The following is a 17,629-nucleotide window of genomic DNA, read 5'->3' on the forward strand; positions in this document are numbered from 1 at the left end:
CACGCCGCCCCGGGAGGTGTCCGCGAAGGCCTGGCCGCTGCCGAGGGCGAGCAGGGCGGCGGCGGCAGCACCGACGGCGATGCGCTTGAGCATGGCCTGGGCGCCGCCCGCGGTGACCACCCCGGGCAGGGTCCAGCCGGGGAACGGCAGCTGCCGCTCGTAGGCCCCGGTGGCGAGCAGCACGGTCCGGGCCCGGACGGTGGCCCGGTCGCCGCTCTCCGGCCCGCGGGTGACGTGCACCGCGAAGCCGTCGTCGGTCCGCTCCAGCGCCCACACCTGGTGGCCGCCGCGGAAGTCCACCCGGTCGTGGGCGGCCAGCCGCCCGGCCAGCCCGGCGTAGACCGACCAGCCGTGGTGCAGCCGGTCCGGCCGGGCCGCGCCCAGGCCCGGCGCCGGGTGCCGGTAGTACTGCCCGCCGGTGCTCTGCCCGCCGTCCAGCAGGACGCAGCGCAGCCCCAGGTCGGCGGCGGTGACGGCGGCGGCCAGCCCGGCGGGCCCGGCACCCACCACGGCGAGGTCGTAGGCCCCCGACGGCCCGAACGGCTCAGACGGCCCGAACGGCTCAGACGGCGAGGTCGGCACGGCCGTGGCCCTCCTGGGTGGTGACGACGGTGCCCGGCTCGGCGGGCACCAGGCAGGTGCGCTGGTTGGGCCGACCGTCCACGGTGGCCAGGCAGTCGAAGCAGGCCCCGATCCCGCAGAACACCCCGCGCGGACGCCCGCCGACCCTGGTGGTGCGCCAGGCGAGCACGCCGTCGGCCCAGAGCGCGGCGGCGATCGACTGCCCGGGCAGGGCCCGGACGGGCCTCCCGTCGAACTCGATGTGGTGGGCGGGGCCGGGTGCGGCCTCGACCAGCCCGGCGGGGGTGCGGCGACGCGTCACCGGCTTCTCCAATCCATGGAACGGTACGAGGGGTCTCAGGCGGCCGGGAACCGGTCCGCCCGGAACGGCGCTAGGTCCAGCTCCGGCCGTTTCCCGGTCAACTGCTCGCTGATCAGCAGCCCGGTGGCCGGCGCCAGCCCGATCCCGGCGCCCTCGTGCCCGCAGGCGTGGTGGAGCCCGGGCACCCGGGGATCCTCCCCGACGGCCGGCAGGTGGTCCGGCAGGTACGGGCGGAACCCCCGGTAGGTGCGCATCACGACGACCTCGGCGAGCACCGGGAACAGCTCCGCGGCCTGGACGGCGAGCCGGCGCAGCACCTCCTGGGAGAGGGTGCGGTCGAAGCCGACCCGCTCCCGGCTGGCACCGATCAGCACCGGCCCGCCCGGGGTCCCCTCGACCACGGCGGAGGTCTGCAGCCCGGCCGAGCCGCTGGCCACGTCGGCCACGTAGTCGGCGGCGTACACCTTGTGCCGGACCAGCCGCGGCAGCGGCTCGGTGACCAGGACGAAGCCGCGCCGGGGCAGCACCGGCAGCCGCACCCCGGCGAGCGCGGCCAGCTCACCGCCCCAGGTGCCGGCCGCGTTGACCACGGCGGGCGCGGCCAGGCGGCGCCGGTCGGTCCGCACCCCGCGCACCGCGCCGTCCGGCCCCCGGTCGACGGCGATCACGCTCTCCCCGGTGAACAGTTCGGCGCCCATCCGACGGGCCTCGCGCAGCAGGTGGGCGGCGGCCAGGGCGGGCTGCACCTGGGCGTCCTGCGGGTACCGGAAGCCGCCCGCCAGTCCGGGGGCGAGGTGCGGCTCCAGCTCGCGCAGCCGCTCGGCCGGGACCTCCTCGGCCTCGACCCCGGCCGCCAGCTGTCCGGCGGCGAAGCTCCGCAGCGCCTGCTGCCCGGCGGCCGTCGAGGCGACCACCACGCCGCCCTTGGCCTCGTACTCCATCGCCGGGCCGAGGTCCTCGGCGAGTTCGCGCCAGAGCCGGGTGCTGAGCAGGGCGAGGTCGAGCTCGGGGCCGGGTTCCTTGTCCGAGACCAGCAGGTTGCCCTCGCCCGCCCCGGTGGTGCCCCCGGCCACCGGCCCGCGGTCGACGACGGCGACGGCGAGCCCGGCGCGGGCGGCGTAGTAGGCGCAGGCGGCGCCGACCACTCCGGCGCCGACCACGACGACGTCCAGGGGAGGTCTGTGGGTCTTCAGCACGTCAGTAATATGTCACATGCCATCCACCGTGCCAAGAGCACAGATCCCCCGAAATGAACCCCAAAGGAACCGCCCGCCCGGGAGACGGAAAGCCGGGAGCAGGAAGCCGGGATACGGAAACGGCCCCGGCCCTCCGCACGAGGCGAAGGACCGGGGCCGCCGGACCCAACCGGTCAACCGGTCAACCGGCTCAGGTGATGTCGTCCATCTGCTCCCGGCGCGCGGTCGGCACCGGGGCCGCACCCGCCGCCGGGGTCGAGGAGGCCTGGACCAGCTCCGCACCGGCCACCGGCTGCACCGAGAGGTCCACGTGCGAGGCCTCCTCGTCGTCCAGGTCGGCGTCCGGGTTGTTCCGGCGCTTGCGCCGGTCGTTCATGATCGCGATGCCCACCGCGACGAAGTAGAGCGCCCAGATCGGCGCGGCCAGCGTCAGCATGCTCACCGGGTCGGCGCTCGGGGTGGCGAAGGCCGCGAACACCGTGATGCCCATGACCATGCCGCGCCACCAGCCGAGCAGCCGCTTGCCGGTGATCATCCCGACCTGGTTCAGCATCACCAGCAGCAGCGGGAACTCGAAGGCCAGGCCGAAGACCAGCACCATCCGGGTCGCGATGTCGAGGTAGTCCTCGGGCGGCAGGATCGGCGTGGTGTTGTTCGGGGTGAACGAGATCAGCACGTCGACCGTGGTCGGCAGCACCAGGATCGCCACGGACACACCGGCCAGGAACAGCGGCGCCCCGCAGGCCATGAAGACGATCGCGTACTTCTTCTCGTGCTTGTGCAGCCCGGGCGCGATGAAGGCCCACACCTGGTACAGCCAGATCGGCACGGTCGCCACCACGCCGGCCGTCAGCGAGACCTTCAACATCCAGGTGAAACCGGCGGTCAGACCGATGTTGGAGACCTGGGCGCACTTGCCGTGGTACTGGCTCGCCGTCTCGACGGTGCAGCGCGGCAGCGGCTCCAGCAGGAAGTCCTCGATCTGCTTGTGGTAGATCGCCGCGATGATGGTGATCACCACGATCGCCAGGACCGACTTGACCACGCGGTTGCGCAGTTCCCGCAGGTGGTCGGCGAGGGCCATCCGCCCCTCAGGATCCTTGGGCGCCTTCTGCGGCGCCTTGGAGAGCTTGCTCAACCCCGGTCCTCAACTCGTGCGTCGAGGCCCGCCGGTCGACGGGCCTCCGTGGTCGCGTACGTCGCGTACGTCGCGTGCGCCATGTGCTTCGGGTACGTCGGGCACCTCACCCGCGGCACGCTCAGTGCGGGCGGTCGCCGCCGGGCGTTCCCGGACCGGCGCCGGGCTCGGCCACCGGACGGGCCGTGGCCGAGGCCCCCGGAGCGGACTGGACGGTCCTGGCCGCGGGCTCCGCCGAGACCTGCGGCTGGGCGGGCGGCGCGGACTGCGCGCCGCCGTCCGGCTCGTTCTCCGAGCGCATCGCCTTGGCCTCGCTCTTCAGGATCCGCATCGACTGCCCCAACGAGCGTGCCAGCTCGGGCAGCCGCTTGGCTCCGAACAGCACGATGGCAACCACCACGACCACCACGATCGCGGTCATCGAGAAGCGCATGCGCCGACCACCTTCTGCATCCGCGGCCCGGCGGGCCGCCCGTCGCGGATGGTAACCGCTGCGGGTGACGTCCCGACGAAGGCCGCCCGAACAGGACAGCGGCCCCCGGTTCGCAGTTCAGGAGCCACTTGAGAGCGTAACCCGCCCCTACCTCCGAGCAGCAGCCCCCGTACCGCCGACGTCCTCGCTGTGCTAACGGTTCCGCCGTGCCGGACCGGACAGCACGCCGCACCGGACCGGCCCTAGCGGTTCGGCTGCGCCGCCGGTACCGCCGAGGCCAGCTCCCCCGCCGCCTCGGTCAGCGCCCGCGCGGCCGCGTCCACGCCCTTGGCGAGCGCCCGCACGTCCAGCCAGAGCCGGATCGCGAGGACCCCGAGGACCAGCAGGCCCGCGGTGGCGAGCAGGACGGCGGCGACGAGCATCCAGGACATGCGCCCACCCTATACGGGCCGGAAAACGGCCCCCACGGACACCAGGTCCTGTCCGGCCGGACAGGACCTAGCCCTCCGCCGGAACGAGCCGCATGGTGCGCACGCCCGCCGCGGTGAGCGCCTCGACGATCTTCTCCCCGGCCGGCTTGCGCACCGCCGCCCCGCAGAGCGGGCAGCCGAAGCTGTAGTGGGCCTGCGCCGGGGTCCGGCCGAGGGTCAGCCGGAACTCCTCGGCCGGGAGTTCGATCTTCTCCCGGCACTGCGAGCAGTACACCTTGAATCTCGTCCCGGGCTCCACCGCTCAGGCCCGCCCCTCCCCGTAGGCGGCCAGCGCCTCCCGCGCGGCCGAGCGCGCCTGCTCGGCCAGTTCGGGCGGCGAGACGATCCGGCCGTCCCGGCCCAGCCGCAGCGCCAGCGGGCGCAGCTGGGAGGGGTCGGCGCTGCGCAGGGTGATCCGCAGTCCGCCGTCGGGCAGTTCCTCGGCCCGGTCGTGGGTGTAGTACTCGGCGACCCAGCGGCCGCCGGAGGAGACCTCCACCACCACCTCCGGGTCGTCCGCCGCCGGGTTGACCAGCCCGCCGCTCAGGTCGCGCGGCTCACGCCGGGGCGGGTCGGCCGGGACGTCCAGGACGCGGATCTCGGCGACCCGGTCCAGCCGGAACATCCGGTGGTCCTCCGAGGTGCGGCACCAGGCTTCCAGGTAGGTGTGGCCCTCGGTGAGCAGCCGGATCGGGTCGACCTCGCGCTCGGTCATCCCGCCGCGCCCGTGCGAGTAGTAGCGCAGCCAGAGCCGGCGGCCCTCGCTGAGCGCGCGGTCGATGTCGGCGAAGACGTGGCTCTCGGCCTCGAAGGTCACGCCGACCCGGGCGCTGCCCTCGGCGCTCTCCCCCGCCGCGTTCTCGATCTTGGCGACGGCCCGGGTGAGCGCCTCCCGGTCCCCGGCCCGCAGGCCCGGCAGCCCGGCCACCGCCCGTGCGGCGACCAGCAGCGCGGTGGCCTCGTCAGCGGCCAGCCGCAGCGGCTGGGCCACGTCGTCGACGTTGTGCCACCAGATCCGCTCGCCGTCGGTGTCGATGTCGAGCAGGTCGCCGCCGCGGAAGCTGGTGCCGCACATCGGCAGCACGTTGAGGTCCCCGATCAGCTCGCGCTCGCTGATCCCGAACGCCCGGGCCACCTCGGCGACCTCGGCCCCCGGCCGCTCGCGCAGGTAGGTGACCAGCGACAGCATCCGTCGCGTCTGGTCGATGGCGTTACTCATGCGTCCACCTCGCTACGCTCGGCGGGCGCTTCGCACAGTACGCACCTTCCGATGGTTCGCTCGCTCACGCGTCCGCTCCTTCAAGCCCCGCGACCGCCCGCAGCCGGTCGACCACATCCGCCCGCAGCTCCTCCGGCCCGAGCACCAGCACGTCCGGCCCGAACTCCGCGAGATCGGCGCCCAGCCCGTTGCCGTACGGGATCTCCAGCTCGTCCCAGCCCTCGTCCACCCGAGCGCTGCTCAGCGCCTTGGTGCGCAGCGGGAAGCCGGCGCCCCGGCGGACCCGGACGGTCGCGGTGGCGGTGGCCCCCTCACCGGCGAACTTGGCCACGGTGGCGCGGACGTCCACGTGCTCCGGCACGGTGCCGAGGAAGGCCCCGGTCCTGGCCTTCACCCTGCCGGTGATCCGGCTGAGCCGGAACACCCGGGCGTCGCCGCGGTCCCGGTCGTACCCGGCCAGGTACCAGTGCCCGCGCCAGCACTCCAGCGCCCACGGCTCGACGCTGCGCTGCTCGACGGCGGCGGCACCGGCCTTGCGGTACTCGAAGGTGACCGGACGGCGGTCCCGGGCGGCGGTGAGCAGCGGCTCGAACGCGGCCTCCCGGGCGGGGATCCGCGGCTCCAGGGCGGTTCGGCCCTCGGCCTCGGTGAACGGCACCCCGGCCGCGCGGAGCTTCTGCAGCGCGCCGCTGGCCGCGCCGGACATCTTGGCCTGCTGCCAGACCCGGGCCGCCAGGGTCAGCGCGGCGGCCTCCTCGGCGTCCAGCGCGATCTCCGGCAGCCGGTTGCGGTCGGCGCGGGCCAGGTAGCCGAGCTCGCCGTCCAGCGTGCTCTCGTCGACGTCGATCACCAGGCCGAGCTCGCGCAGGTCGTCCTTGTCCCGCTCGAACATCCGGTTGAAGGCGTCCTCGCTGCTGTTCTGCCAGGCCTCGCGGTACGCCTCGATGGATTCCCGCAGCTCCTTCTTGGAGAGCGGACGTCTGGTGTTCATCAGGCACAGGGCGAGATTCATCAGCCGCTCTGCCTTGGCGATCGCCATCGCTGACCCTTCCGGTGTGCCGCGCCGCGCGCGGGGTGCGCCAACCGGGAGATCCTCACCCGGCGGGACCGACCGTACCGGTAGCGGTACGCACTGCAAAAGCCGCGTCCCGAAACACCGGTGCCCCGGACCCCGGGCGGGGTTCGGGGCACCGTTCCGGCGGGCTCAGACGGCCAGCAGGTCGACCACGAAGATCAGGGTCGAGTGCGGCGGGATGGCCGAGGTCGGCGACTGGGCGCCGTACGCCAGGTGCGACGGGATGGTCAGCTCGCGACGGCCGCCGACCTTCATGCCGACGACGCCCCGGTCCCAGCCCTTGATGACCCGGCCGCCGCCCAGCGGGAAGCGGAACTCGTTCGGGCTCCGGTTCCAGCTCGCGTCGAACTCCTCACCGGTCTCGAAGGTCACGCCCACGTAGCGGACGCTGACCATCTGGCCCGACTTGGCCTCGTCGCCGTCACCGACGACGATGTCGCGGATCTGCAGCTCGGTCGGGGCGTCGCCGATCGGGAAGTCGATCTCGGGCTTCTCGTTCAGGTTCACAGCCATGGTCCCTCTTCTCACGTTCGCAATTCCACACACGACCAAGCGGCGGGCGCCCGCACCAGGTCCGGTCAGGACCACGGTACGGGCGCCCGCCGCCCGTCGGGACCGGCCACGCGGCCGGTCCCGAAGGTCACACGCCCACCATTGTCACCCGAAAAGCGGATCAGCCCTGACCGGCGTCGAGGATGTCCACCACGAAGACCAGGGTCGCGCCGGGCGGGATGTCGCCCTGGCCCTTGTCCCCGTAGCCCAGCGAGGCCGGGATGACCAGCTCGACCCGGCTGCCGACGGTCTGGCCGACCAGCCCCTGGTCCCAGCCCTGGATGACCTGGCCGCCGCCGACCGGGAAGGAGAACGCCTGGCCCTTGCTGAGCGAGGAGTCGAAGACCTTGCCGTCCTTGGCGAGCGCGCCGGTGTACTGGACGACGACCTTCTCGCCCTTCTCCACCGCCGGCCCGGTGCCCTTGATCAGGACGTGGGTCTTCAGCTCGGTCGGGTCCTTGGCGCCGGCCACCGGGGTGATCTCGGCCGGCTTCTTGCCGTTGTCCTTGACCTGCGGGAAGTCCGCCGGCGGCGGGGTGACGGTACCGCTCACCACGGCGTCGGGCGCGCTGGCGTTGCGGATGTCGATCACGAAGATCAGGTCGTCCTTGGCGCCGATCGACATGTCCGGCTTGCCCTGGGCGCCGAAGGCGGCGGCCGGCGGGGCCACCACCAGCACCCGGCTGCCGGCCTTCTTCCCCATCACGGCCTGGTCCAGCGCCGGGATCAGCGAGTCGGTGCCGGCCTGGAAGATCTGCGGCTTGCCCTTGTCGTCGTACGAGCTCGGGATGTCCTTGCCGGTGTTCCAGTCCTTGGCGGTGTAGTCCACCGAGGTCCAGGTGTTCTTGTCCACCTTGGGGCCGTTGCCCTCGGACAGCACCTTCACCACGAAGGAGCCGTCGGAGGCCTCACCCGGCACCTGGATGTCGGCCTTCTTGCCGAAGTCCCCGACCACGGTCGGCAGCACCTTGGCGCTGTCCTTGATCGGCGGCACCGGCTCGGCGGTCGGGGTGGGCGGCGCGCTCTTGGTGGCGTCCGGCTTGGCCGCCGCCGCGTCGTCCTTGGAGCCGTCCTTGTTGACCATGTACAGGGTGACGCCGCTGCCGACCAGCAGCAGGGCGATCACGGTGCCGAGGATCACGCCCAGCCGGCCGACGCCGGGCGGGTTCTCGTCGTACCCGGCCTCCGAGCTGTCGGCCTTGCGCACGTTGCTGGCGAAGATCTGCGGGGCGTCGTCCTCGTCCGTCTTGGTCCCGCCGGCCGGCCGCGGCTTCTCGCCGGGCTGTGCCCAGCCGGCCTGCTGCGCCAGGATCGCCGGGGGGACGACGATCGACTCGCGGTCCGCGGCGACCTGGCCGCCGGGGCGGGAGGCGGCCGGGTCACCCGCAGGGCTGTCGTTCGCCGCGGTGCCGGCCCCGCCCGGGCTCGGCGTCTTCTCAGTCATGACTCCCCATCCATCTCGCCACGAGGTCTTCCAGGTCTGCGACCGGCGTGGTTCCCGCCGGTCTGCCGCCGCACGGTCCGCCCCCGGACCTCGGCGCCGGGCGGCGCCTGCCACAGTGCGAGGGCAGTATGACAGCTCAGGATGAGGGCGGACGCTTCGTTGTACGAGCGTCCGCCCAAGCGTACGGAATCCTCCCGACGACTTCCTAGACCGTCTGCTACACGGCTTCCAGAATGTCGATCACGAAGACCAGCGTGGAGTTCGGCGGAACCGCCCCCTGGGCCTGGTCCTTGTACCCGAGCGCCGGCGGCACCACCAGCAGCACCCGGCTGCCCACGGTCTGCCCGACCAGCCCCTTGTCCCAGCCCTCGATCACGCTGCCGGTGCCGATCTGCACCGCCTGCGCGCCGCCGTGCGTCCAGGAGGCGTCGAACTGCTGCCCGTTGCTCCACAGCACCCCGGTGTACTGCACCACCAGGGTCTGTCCGCTCTTGACCTGCTTGCCCTCGCCCTTGATCAGCACCGCCTGCTGGAGGTCGGTGGGCGCGGCCTGCCCGGCCGGGACGGTGATCCCCACCGGCGCCTTGCCGTTGTCCTTGACCTGCGGCAGCGTCGCGGCCGCCTGGGTCATGGCGCCGGTCAGCGTGGAGTCCTGCGGCAGGCTCTCCACGATGTCCAGTACGAAGACCACGGTGTCGCCCTTGTTCACGCCCAGCTGGCTGGAGCCCTGCTCGCCGAAGGCCGCCGCCGGCGGCGCCACCACCAGCAGCCGGGTGCCCACCTTCTTGTCGATCACGGTCTGGTCGAACGCCGGCACCAACTGCCCGCTGCCGGCCTGGTAGAGCTGCGGCTTGCCGCTCGGGTCGTACGAGCTGGCCAGGTCCTTGCCGGTGGTCCAGTCCTTCGCCGTGTAGTTGACGGTCACCCAGTCGCCCTTGCCGACCGTCGAGCGCTCCCCGTCGACCACGGTGTTCACCACGAACTGGCCGCTGGGCTGCTGCCCCTCGGGGATGGTGATGGTGGCCTTGCTGCCGAAACCGCCACCCGAAAGAGTGGGCATCGGGGACGCCTCACCCACCGGTGCGGGCACCGTCGGCGCGGCACTCGCCGTGGACGGCGTCGCCGGTCCGGCCGCCTTGGGCGAACTGGTGCACGCGACGGCGAGCAACAGCGGCAGGGTGAGAAGCAAACCGGCGGTGCGGCGCACGGTGGTCCTAACTGTCGGTCGAACTCGGCTCCCCCCGAATCGAGCGACAGCGTATGCCCGGCATGCGTCCGGCCCCGGTAGACACCACCGGGGCCGGTCAACGCGTGGGGCACGGCACACGCCGCACGGTCACATGCCCGCGATCAGCTTCTCCACCCGCTCGTCCACCGAACGGAACGGGTCCTTGCAGAGCACCGTGCGCTGCGCCTGGTCGTTCAGCTTCAGGTGCACCCAGTCCACCGTGAAGTCCCGGCGCTGCTCCTGCGCCCGGCGGATGAAGTCCCCGCGCAGCCGGGCCCGGGTGGTCTGCGGCGGGATCGACTTGGCCTCGAAGGTCTTGAGGTCGGTGGTCACCCGCTTCGCCTGGTTCTTGCCCTGGAGCAGGTAGAACAGGCCGCGGCGGCGGTGGATGTCGTGGTACGCCAGGTCGATCTGGGCCACCCGCGGGTTGGACATGCTCATCTGGTGCTTCTCGCGGTAGCGCTCGATGAGCTTGTACTTCATGATCCAGTCGATCTCGGTGGCCACCCCGTCCAGCCGCTCGCTGCGGACCGCCTCCAGGGTGCGGCCCCACAGGTCGAGCACCTGGGCGATGGTCCCGGTGTTGATGCCCTTGCGGTCGGCGAACTCCAGGGCCTTGGTGTAGTACTCCTCCTGGATGTCCAGCGCGCTGGCCTCCCGGCCGTTGGCGAGGCGCACCTGGTGGGTGCCGGTGAGGTCGTGGCTGACCTCGCGGATCGCCCGGATCGGGTTCTCCAGGGTGAGGTCGCGCATCACCACGCCGGCCTCGATCAGCCGCAGCACCAGGTCGGTGGAGCCGACCTTGAGCAGGGTGGTGGTCTCCGACATGTTGGAGTCGCCGACGATCACGTGCAGCCGGCGGTAGCGCTCGGCGTCCGCGTGCGGCTCGTCCCGGGTGTTGATGATCGGGCGGGAGCGGGTGGTGGCGGAACTGACGCCCTCCCAGATGTGCTCGGCCCGCTGGCTGACGCAGTAGACCGCGCCGCGCGGGGTCTGCAGCACCTTTCCGGCGCCGCAGATCAGCTGGCGGGTCACCAGGAACGGGATGAGCACGTCGGCCAGCCGGGAGAACTCGCCGTGCCGGGCCACCAGGTAGTTCTCGTGGCAGCCGTAGGAGTTGCCGGCCGAGTCGGTGTTGTTCTTGAAGAGGTAGACGTCCCCCGCGATGCCCTCCTCGTGCAGCCGCCGTTCGGCGTCCACCAGGAGTCCTTCGAGGATCCGCTCGCCCGCCTTGTCGTGGGTCACCAGCTCGGTGACGTCGTCGCACTCGGGGGTGGCGTACTCGGGGTGGGAGCCGACGTCGAGGTACAGCCGGGCACCGTTGCGCAGGAAGACGTTGCTGCTGCGGCCCCAGGAGACGACCCGGCGGAACAGGTACCGCGCGACCTCGTCCGGCGACAGCCTCCGCTGCCCGCGGAACGTACAGGTCACGCCGTACTCGTTCTCCAGCCCGAAGATCCGGCGGTCCATGAGCACTCCATTCTTGTCGGAGCTGTCCGAAACCGCCTCCACGACGACTGGGCCGCCGCAGGGGCACCGGGATCCCGCACGACGGCGGTCCGGCCGCCGTACGGGATCCCGCAGGCACTGCTACTCCGGCGCGTCGGCCGCCGGGTTGTCCTCGTCGTCCGCCTCGGCGGACTGGTCCCCGTCGAGCAACCGGCCGAGCTGGTTGCCCAGGATCCGCTTGAACTTGCGCTGCTGGAACCGCTGGCGGTCGAGGACCGCGACCTCCAGCTGCTCCGGGGTGAGGGCCCGCGGGCTGCCCCCGTTGGGGTCGCGGGCGAGCGAGTCGACCGCGACCTTCACCGCCTCGGTGAGGCTGAGGCCGACCCGGTGGCGCTGGCCCAGGTAGTTGCCGATCGAGTCGGCGTTGCCGCCGACCACGACGTAGTTCTTCTCGTCGACGACCGAACCGTCCGGCGTGAGCCGGTAGATCTGGTCCTGGTCGGCGCCGCGGCCGACCTCGGCGACGATCAGCTCGACCTCGTACGGCTTCTCGCCGACCGAGGAGAAGACGGTGCCCAGGGTCTGGGCGTACACGTTGGCCAGGCCGCGGGCGGTGACGTCGGCGCGGTCGTAGGAGTAGCCGCGCAGGTCGGCGTAGCGGACGCCGCCGATGCGCAGGTTCTCGAACTCGTTGTAGCGGCCGACCGCCGCGAAGGCGATCTTGTCGTAGATCTCGGAGACCTTGTGGAGCGCCCGGGAGGTGTTCTCCGCGACGAAGACGATGCCGTCGGCGTAGGTGAGCACGACCACGCTGCGGCCTCGCGCGATGCCCTTGCGGGCGTACTCCGCGCGGTCCGCCATGGCCTGCTGGGGCGAGACGTAGAACGGTGTCGACACCGGCGGTCGTCCCTTTCCTGTGAGGTGATGGCTAGATCAGCGGGGCCTGCGGGCCGTTGGGCCGGGTCAGGCGCTCGTCCGTGATGGCGACCGCGGTCTCCGCGACCTCCGCGTCGGTGAGCCGGCGGAAGCCGTCCTCGGTGATCAGCGAGACGATCGGGAAGATCTTGCGGGCCAGGTCCGGTCCGCCGGTGGCGGAGTCGTCGTCCGCCGCGTCGTAGAGCGCCTGGACGACCAGGGTGACGGCCTGCTCGGCCGTCAGGTCGTCCCGGTACAGCTTCTTCAACGAGCCCCGGGCGAAGACCGATCCGGAGCCGGTGGCGGCGAAGCCGCGCTCCTCGGAGCGCCCGCCGGTGACGTCGTAGTTGAAGATCCGGCCGCGGCCGAGGTCCACGTCGTAGCCGGCGAACACCGGCACCACCGCGAGGCCCTGCATCGCCATGCCGAGGTTGCCCCGGATCATGCTGGTGAGCCGGTTGGCCTTGCCCTCCAGGGAGAGCGTGGTGCCCTCGATCTTCTCGTAGTGCTCCAGCTCCAGCTGGAACAGCCGGACCATCTCGATCGCGAGCCCGGCGGTGCCGGCGATGCCGACCGCGCTGTACTCGTCGGCCGGGAAGACCTTCTCGATGTCGCGCTGGGCGATGACGTTGCCCATGGTCGCCCGGCGGTCACCGGCGATCACGACGCCGCCGTCGAAGATCGCCGCCACGATCGTCGTCCCGTGCGGGGCCTCGACCACGGTTCCCTCGGGGAGCCCGTGGTGGCCGGGCAGCAGCTCCGGCTTGTGCTCGGCGAGGAAGTCCAGGAACGAGGAGGACCCCGGGGTCAGGAAGGCAGCCGGTAGACGCCCGGTGCCACGGATGTTGGCTTCCACACGATTCCTTCCAGGTAGCTTGAAGCGCGCATTGCCCGCACCCTACCCGCCGACGATCACCGTCCACGCGTGGAGGGGCCGGTGCCGGACGGCCGGGCGGACAATGCCGCCCGACCGTCCGGAACGGTCGCGACCGTGAAATTCCCGTTCGCCGGGGAGGGGCTATTGCCCGCCCTTCTGCACGAATCCGCGGACGAAATCCTCGGCGTTCGACTCGAGCACTTCGTCGATTTCGTCCAGGACCGCGTCGACGTCGTCGCTCAGCTTTTCCTGGCGCTCCTTGAGGTCGTCGGAATTCTGGGTTTCCGCGACCTGCTCCTCGACCTCCTCGGAGGAGCGGTTTGCCCGCTGCTGGCCGCCGCCGGTGTCCTTGCTCGCCATTTCCCTCACCCCGCTCGAATCGTCTGGCACGGTTTGGTCGGTCGGTCGTTGCCGGTTGGCACCGACCCTATACACAAGGTGCGACTGCCGCTCCCGGTTTGCCGGTGGCGCTTCCTGTCCAACACCCGCCGCCACCCCGAATGATTCCCATTCGGCGGACGTTCACCCGTGGTGATCGAAAAGTTACCCGCCGGACAGCACGCGCAGCAGGTCCTCGGCCGTGCGGCAGCGGTCCAGCAGCTCCTTGACGTGGTTGCGGGTGCCGCGCAGCGGCTCCAGGGTGGGCACGCGCTGCAACGAGTCCCGGCCCGGCAGGTCGAAGATCACCGAGTCCCAGGAGGCCGCCGCGACGTGCTCCGCGTACTGCTCCAGGCAGCGCCCGCGGAAGTACGCCCTGGTGTCCTCCGGCGGCTTGGTGACGGCCCGCTCGACCTCCTCCTCGGTCAGCAGCCGCTCGAACCGGCCACGGGCCACCAGGCGGTTGTAGAGGCCCTTCTCGGGCCGTACGTCGCTGTACTGGAGGTCGACCAGGTGCAGCCGCGGGTTGTCCCACTCCAGGGCGTCCCGGCTGCGGTAGCCCTCCAGGATCTCCCGCTTGGCGATCCAGTCCAGTTGCCTGGAGAGCGACATCGGGTCACGCTCCAGCCGCCCCAGGACGTCCTCCCAGCGGGTCAGCACGTCCACGGTCTGCTCGTCGGCGTCGGTGCCGAAGCGGTCCTCGACGTACTTGCGGGCCAGTTCGAAGTACTCCAGCTGCAGTTGGACGGCGGTGAGTTTGCGCCCGTTGCGCAGGGTGATCAGGTGCTTGAGCGTCGGGTCGTGGGAGACCCGGTGGAGGGTGCGCACCGGCTGGTCGACGGCGAGGTCGGAGGCGATGAAGGAGTCCTCGATCATCGACAGGACCAGTGAGGTGGTGCCCAGCTTGAGGTAGGTGGAGATCTCGGAGAGGTTGGCGTCCCCGATGATCACGTGCAGCCGGCGGTACTTCTCGGCGTCGGCGTGCGGCTCGTCCCGGGTGTTGATGATCGGGCGCTTGAGGGTGGTCTCCAGGCCGACCTCGACCTCGAAGTAGTCCGCCCGCTGGCTGATCTGGAAGCCGTTGGCCGAGCCGTCCTGGCCGATGCCGACCCGGCCGGCGCCGGTGACCACCTGGCGGGAGACGAAGAACGGGGTGAGGTGGCGGACGATGTCGGCGAACGGCGTCGCCCGCTTCATCAGGTAGTTCTCGTGGGTGCCGTAGGAGGCGCCCTTGTTGTCGGTGTTGTTCTTGTACAGGTGGATGGTCTGCCCGTTGGGCAGTTCCAGCGCGCGTTGCGCGGCGGCCGCCATGATCCGCTCGCCGGCCTTGTCCCAGAGCACGGCGTCGCGCGGGTTGGTCACCTCGGGCGAGCTGTACTCGGGGTGCGCGTGGTCCACGTAGAACCGGGCCCCGTTGGTCAGGATGACGTTGGCGAGGCCGATGTCCTCGTCGGTCAGCTGGCTGGCGTCCGCCACCTCGCGCGCGAGGTCGAAGCCCCGCGCGTCGCGCAGCGGGTTCTCCTCCTCGAAGTCCCAGCGGGCCCGCCGTGCCCGGTGCATCGCCGCCGCGTACGCGTTGACGATCTGGGACGAGGTGAGCATGGCGTTGGCGTTGGGGTGCCCGGGCACGGAGATCCCGTACTCGGTCTCGATGCCCATCACGCGCCGTACGGTCATGCGGCCCTCCTTGCCCGGTGCCCCGCCCCCGACGGGCGGAACACGCTGACGTACCGCTGAACAACACCGGCGCCGGACGTCTGCCCGCGGACGGTGGGTCGAGCCTATTTCCCGGCGCCGACCGACGGGCCCGGAGACGCGCCGTCCGGCTGCGGGGCCGCGAGGCGCCACAGCCGGACGGTGTGCGTACAGCTCCGGGGACCGTCGCCGGCCCGGACAACCGCGTGCTTACAGGTACTGCCCCGTGTTGGCGACAGTGTCGATGGAGCGGCCGGACTCGGCACCCTGCTTCCCGGTGACCAGCGTGCGGATGAAGACGATCCGCTCGCCCTTCTTGCCGGAGATGCGGGCCCAGTCGTCCGGGTTGGTGGTGTTCGGCAGGTCCTCGTTCTCCTTGAACTCGTCCACGCAGGCGGCGAGCAGGTGGGAGACGCGCAGACCGCGCTGACCGTGGTCGAGGAAGTCCTTGATGGCCATCTTCTTCGCCCGGTCGACGATGTTCTGGATCATGGCACCGGAGTTGAAGTCCTTGAAGTACAGGACCTCCTTGTCACCGTTGGCGTAGGTGACCTCCAGGAAGCGGTTCTCCTCGGTCTCGGAGTACATCCGCTCCACGACCGACTGGATCATCGCCGCCACCGTCGTCTCGACGGAGCCGTCGTGCTCCTTGAGGTCGTCCGGGTGGAACGGCAGCGAGTCCTTGAGGTACTTGGAGAAGATGTCCTTCGCGGCCTCGGCGTCCGGGCGCTCGATCTTGATCTTGACGTCCAGCCGGCCGGGCCGCAGGATCGCCGGGTCGATCATGTCCTCGCGGTTCGAGGCGCCGATGACGATGACGTTCTCCAGGCCCTCCACGCCGTCGATCTCGGCCAGCAGCTGCGGGACGATGGTGTTCTCCACGTCCGAGCTGACGCCGGAACCGCGGGTGCGGAACAGGGACTCCATCTCGTCGAAGAAGACGATGACGGGCGTGCCCTCGCTCGCCTTCTCCCGGGCCCGCTGGAAGACCAGTCGGATCTGCCGCTCGGTCTCGCCCACGTACTTGTTGAGCAGCTCGGGGCCCTTGATGTTGAGGAAGTAGCTCTTCCCCTGGGGGCGGCCGGTGACCTCGGCGACCTTCTTGGCCAGCGAGTTGGCGACCGCCTTGGCGATCAGCGTCTTGCCGCAACCGGGCGGGCCGTACAGCAGCACGCCCTTGGGCGGGCGCAGCTCGTACTCCTTGAACAGGTCGGCGTGCAGGTACGGCAGCTCGACCGCGTCGCGGATCAGCTCGATCTGGTTGCTCAGGCCGCCGATCTGGCGGTAGTCGATGTCCGGGACCTCTTCGAGGACCAGCTCCTCGACCTCGGACTTCGGCACCACCTCGTACACGTAGCCGGAGCGGGGTTCGAGCAGCAGTGCGTCCCCCGCCCGGATGGTGACCTCGCGCAGCGGTTCGGCGAGGCGCACCACCCGCTCCTCGTCGGTGTGGCCGACGACCAGGGCGCGTTCGCCGTCCTCCAGGATCTCCTTGAGGGTGACGATCTCGCCGATGCGCTCGAAGTCCATCGCGTCCACGATGTTGAGGGCCTCGTTGAGCATCACTTCCTGGCCGCGCCGCAGTTCGTCGAGGGCGACGTTCGGACTGACGTTGACGCGGAGCTTGCGACCGCCGGTGAAGATGTCGGCGGTACCGTCCTCGTTCGCCACCAGGAAGGTGCCGAATCCGGCCGGGGGCTGTGCCAGCCGGTCCACTTCCTCCTTGAGGGCCACGATCTGGTCGCGGGCCTCGCGCAGGGTGGAGGCGAGTCGTTCGTTCTGGGCGGTCACGCCCGCCAGGTTGGTCTGGAGCTCGACGATCCGCTCTTCGAGGATCCTCGAATTGCGCGGCGAGTCGGCGAGCTTGCGGCGCAGAACGGCGATTTCCTGCTCAAGGTACGAGACCTGAGCGGCCTCGTCGGAACCACGAGCGGGCCTGCCGGTGCTGCGGTTGTAGTCGTCATCGTGGGCTGCCACGGTCCTCACCTCCTCCGGGGAGCTGGACGCTTCCAGACCCTACCTGGGACCAGGGGTCCGTAAACCCCTAGATCAAGAAAGATGGAACGGGCGTGTCCGATCTTCGCCCCAGCGTGCTTCCCCTCTGCTAAGGGGATACCCACCGCGCACCACCCAAAGCGGGCCAGATGTATCGTCGAGCGAAGTGATATCCGATCGCGACCGGCGGTGCCGGCTCCGATCGTTGTACGAATGGCGGGATTGCTCCAGGAATAGGGGCGACCCGGGACAGAAACGGCAGGGGACCATGTCGGTGAGCGAGCAGAGCGCGGCAGCGACCGAGGAGCTGGAGGTGTGGATCGACCAGGATCTGTGCACCGGTGACGGCATCTGCGTCCAGTACGCGCCCGAGGTCTTCGAGCTGGACATCGACGGACTCGCGTACGTGAAGGGCGCGGACGACGAACTGCGCCAGCAGCCCGGGGAGACCGCCCCGGTGCCGCTGACGCTCCTTCAGGACGTGGTGGACTCGGCCAAGGAGTGCCCCGGCGACTGCATCCACGTGCGCCGGGTCGCCGACCGGGTCGAGGTCTACGGGCCGGACGCGGACTAGCGGTTGGGGCAACCGCGACCGGTCAGGTCGCGGCGGCCGGGGGGGGGGGGGGGGGGGGTTGCCCCCCCCCCCCCCCCCGCCGGGGCGAGGGAGGCGGTGGTGGCGGGT

19 protein-coding genes are annotated in these 17,629 nt (G+C 71.2%); 1 reads left to right on the forward strand and 18 read right to left on the reverse strand.

The window, feature by feature from the left end; genetic code table 11:
• From ABTZ03_RS35165 to arc, 18 genes are all read right to left on the reverse strand, one after another.
• On the reverse strand, positions 1-582 hold a 582-nt coding region (locus tag ABTZ03_RS35165), incomplete at its 3' end, for an FAD-binding protein (protein WP_350517237.1).
• The gene (locus ABTZ03_RS35170; RefSeq protein WP_350517238.1) at positions 563-883 is read right to left on the reverse strand and encodes a (2Fe-2S)-binding protein; all 321 of its coding nucleotides are present in this window, start codon (positions 881-883) and stop codon (positions 563-565) included. The genes ABTZ03_RS35170 and ABTZ03_RS35165, both read right to left, overlap by 20 nt.
• Positions 884-918: 35 nt before the next feature.
• Positions 919-2,079, reverse strand: coding sequence for an NAD(P)/FAD-dependent oxidoreductase (locus ABTZ03_RS35175; protein WP_350517239.1), 1,161 nt, complete (start codon positions 2,077-2,079; stop codon positions 919-921).
• Positions 2,080-2,269: 190 nt separating this feature from the next.
• Positions 2,270-3,163: a twin-arginine translocase subunit TatC gene (gene tatC / locus ABTZ03_RS35180; RefSeq protein WP_400921089.1), complete on the reverse strand. Its 894-nt coding sequence runs from the start codon at positions 3,161-3,163 to the stop codon at positions 2,270-2,272.
• Positions 3,164-3,338: 175 nt separating this feature from the next.
• The gene (gene tatA / locus ABTZ03_RS35185) at positions 3,339-3,650 is read right to left on the reverse strand and encodes a Sec-independent protein translocase subunit TatA (RefSeq protein ID WP_350517241.1); all 312 of its coding nucleotides are present in this window, start codon (positions 3,648-3,650) and stop codon (positions 3,339-3,341) included.
• A gap of 242 nt (positions 3,651-3,892) precedes the next feature.
• On the reverse strand, positions 3,893-4,081 hold the full coding sequence (locus ABTZ03_RS35190; RefSeq protein ID WP_350517242.1) for a hypothetical protein: 189 nt from the start codon (positions 4,079-4,081) through the stop codon (positions 3,893-3,895).
• A gap of 67 nt (positions 4,082-4,148) precedes the next feature.
• Positions 4,149-4,355, reverse strand: a complete 207-nt coding sequence (locus ABTZ03_RS35195; RefSeq protein WP_350517243.1) for a hypothetical protein — start codon at positions 4,353-4,355, stop codon at positions 4,149-4,151.
• Between the two features lie 27 nt (positions 4,356-4,382).
• Positions 4,383-5,339 carry a helix-turn-helix transcriptional regulator gene (locus tag ABTZ03_RS35200; protein ID WP_350517244.1) on the reverse strand — a complete coding sequence of 319 codons (957 nt, stop codon included), beginning with the start codon at positions 5,337-5,339 and terminating at the stop codon, positions 4,383-4,385.
• A gap of 64 nt (positions 5,340-5,403) precedes the next feature.
• A complete protein-coding gene (locus tag ABTZ03_RS35205) occupies positions 5,404-6,378 on the reverse strand; it encodes a helix-turn-helix transcriptional regulator (protein WP_350517245.1) in 975 nt (324 codons plus the stop codon).
• A 165-nt stretch (positions 6,379-6,543) separates the two neighbouring features.
• Entirely contained in the window at positions 6,544-6,927 is a 384-nt protein-coding gene (locus ABTZ03_RS35210; RefSeq protein ID WP_350517246.1) for an FKBP-type peptidyl-prolyl cis-trans isomerase, read from the reverse strand.
• 160 nt (positions 6,928-7,087) lie between these two features.
• Positions 7,088-8,410 (reverse strand): FKBP-type peptidyl-prolyl cis-trans isomerase, encoded by a 1,323-nt coding sequence (locus tag ABTZ03_RS35215; protein ID WP_350517247.1) that lies wholly within the window; start codon positions 8,408-8,410, stop codon positions 7,088-7,090.
• Between the two features lie 217 nt (positions 8,411-8,627).
• Positions 8,628-9,470 carry an FKBP-type peptidyl-prolyl cis-trans isomerase gene (locus ABTZ03_RS35220; protein WP_350517248.1) on the reverse strand — a complete coding sequence of 281 codons (843 nt, stop codon included), beginning with the start codon at positions 9,468-9,470 and terminating at the stop codon, positions 8,628-8,630.
• Positions 9,471-9,746: 276 nt separating this feature from the next.
• Complete coding sequence (gene pafA, locus ABTZ03_RS35225; protein WP_350517249.1) at positions 9,747-11,108, reverse strand: Pup--protein ligase; 1,362 nt, start codon at positions 11,106-11,108, stop codon at positions 9,747-9,749.
• 120 nt (positions 11,109-11,228) lie between these two features.
• The gene (gene prcA / locus ABTZ03_RS35230; RefSeq protein WP_350517250.1) at positions 11,229-11,984 is read right to left on the reverse strand and encodes a proteasome subunit alpha; all 756 of its coding nucleotides are present in this window, start codon (positions 11,982-11,984) and stop codon (positions 11,229-11,231) included.
• A 31-nt stretch (positions 11,985-12,015) separates the two neighbouring features.
• The gene (gene prcB / locus ABTZ03_RS35235; protein ID WP_350517251.1) at positions 12,016-12,858 is read right to left on the reverse strand and encodes a proteasome subunit beta; all 843 of its coding nucleotides are present in this window, start codon (positions 12,856-12,858) and stop codon (positions 12,016-12,018) included.
• 162 nt (positions 12,859-13,020) lie between these two features.
• On the reverse strand, positions 13,021-13,239 hold the full coding sequence (locus tag ABTZ03_RS35240) for a ubiquitin-like protein Pup (protein WP_030286125.1): 219 nt from the start codon (positions 13,237-13,239) through the stop codon (positions 13,021-13,023).
• Positions 13,240-13,422: 183 nt separating this feature from the next.
• Positions 13,423-14,934 carry a depupylase/deamidase Dop gene (dop, locus tag ABTZ03_RS35245; protein ID WP_350517252.1) on the reverse strand — a complete coding sequence of 504 codons (1,512 nt, stop codon included), beginning with the start codon at positions 14,932-14,934 and terminating at the stop codon, positions 13,423-13,425.
• 228 nt (positions 14,935-15,162) lie between these two features.
• A complete protein-coding gene (gene arc / locus ABTZ03_RS35250) occupies positions 15,163-16,929 on the reverse strand; it encodes a proteasome ATPase (protein ID WP_350517253.1) in 1,767 nt (588 codons plus the stop codon).
• Positions 16,930-17,215: 286 nt separating this feature from the next.
• Between arc and ABTZ03_RS35255 the strand changes: the two genes are divergently transcribed.
• Positions 17,216-17,521, forward strand: a complete 306-nt coding sequence (locus ABTZ03_RS35255) for a ferredoxin (RefSeq protein WP_350517254.1) — start codon at positions 17,216-17,218, stop codon at positions 17,519-17,521.
• Positions 17,522-17,629: the final 108 nt, after the last annotated feature.

Source organism: Kitasatospora sp. NPDC096077 (genome assembly GCF_040303245.1).
GTDB lineage: Bacteria > Actinomycetota > Actinomycetes > Streptomycetales > Streptomycetaceae > Kitasatospora.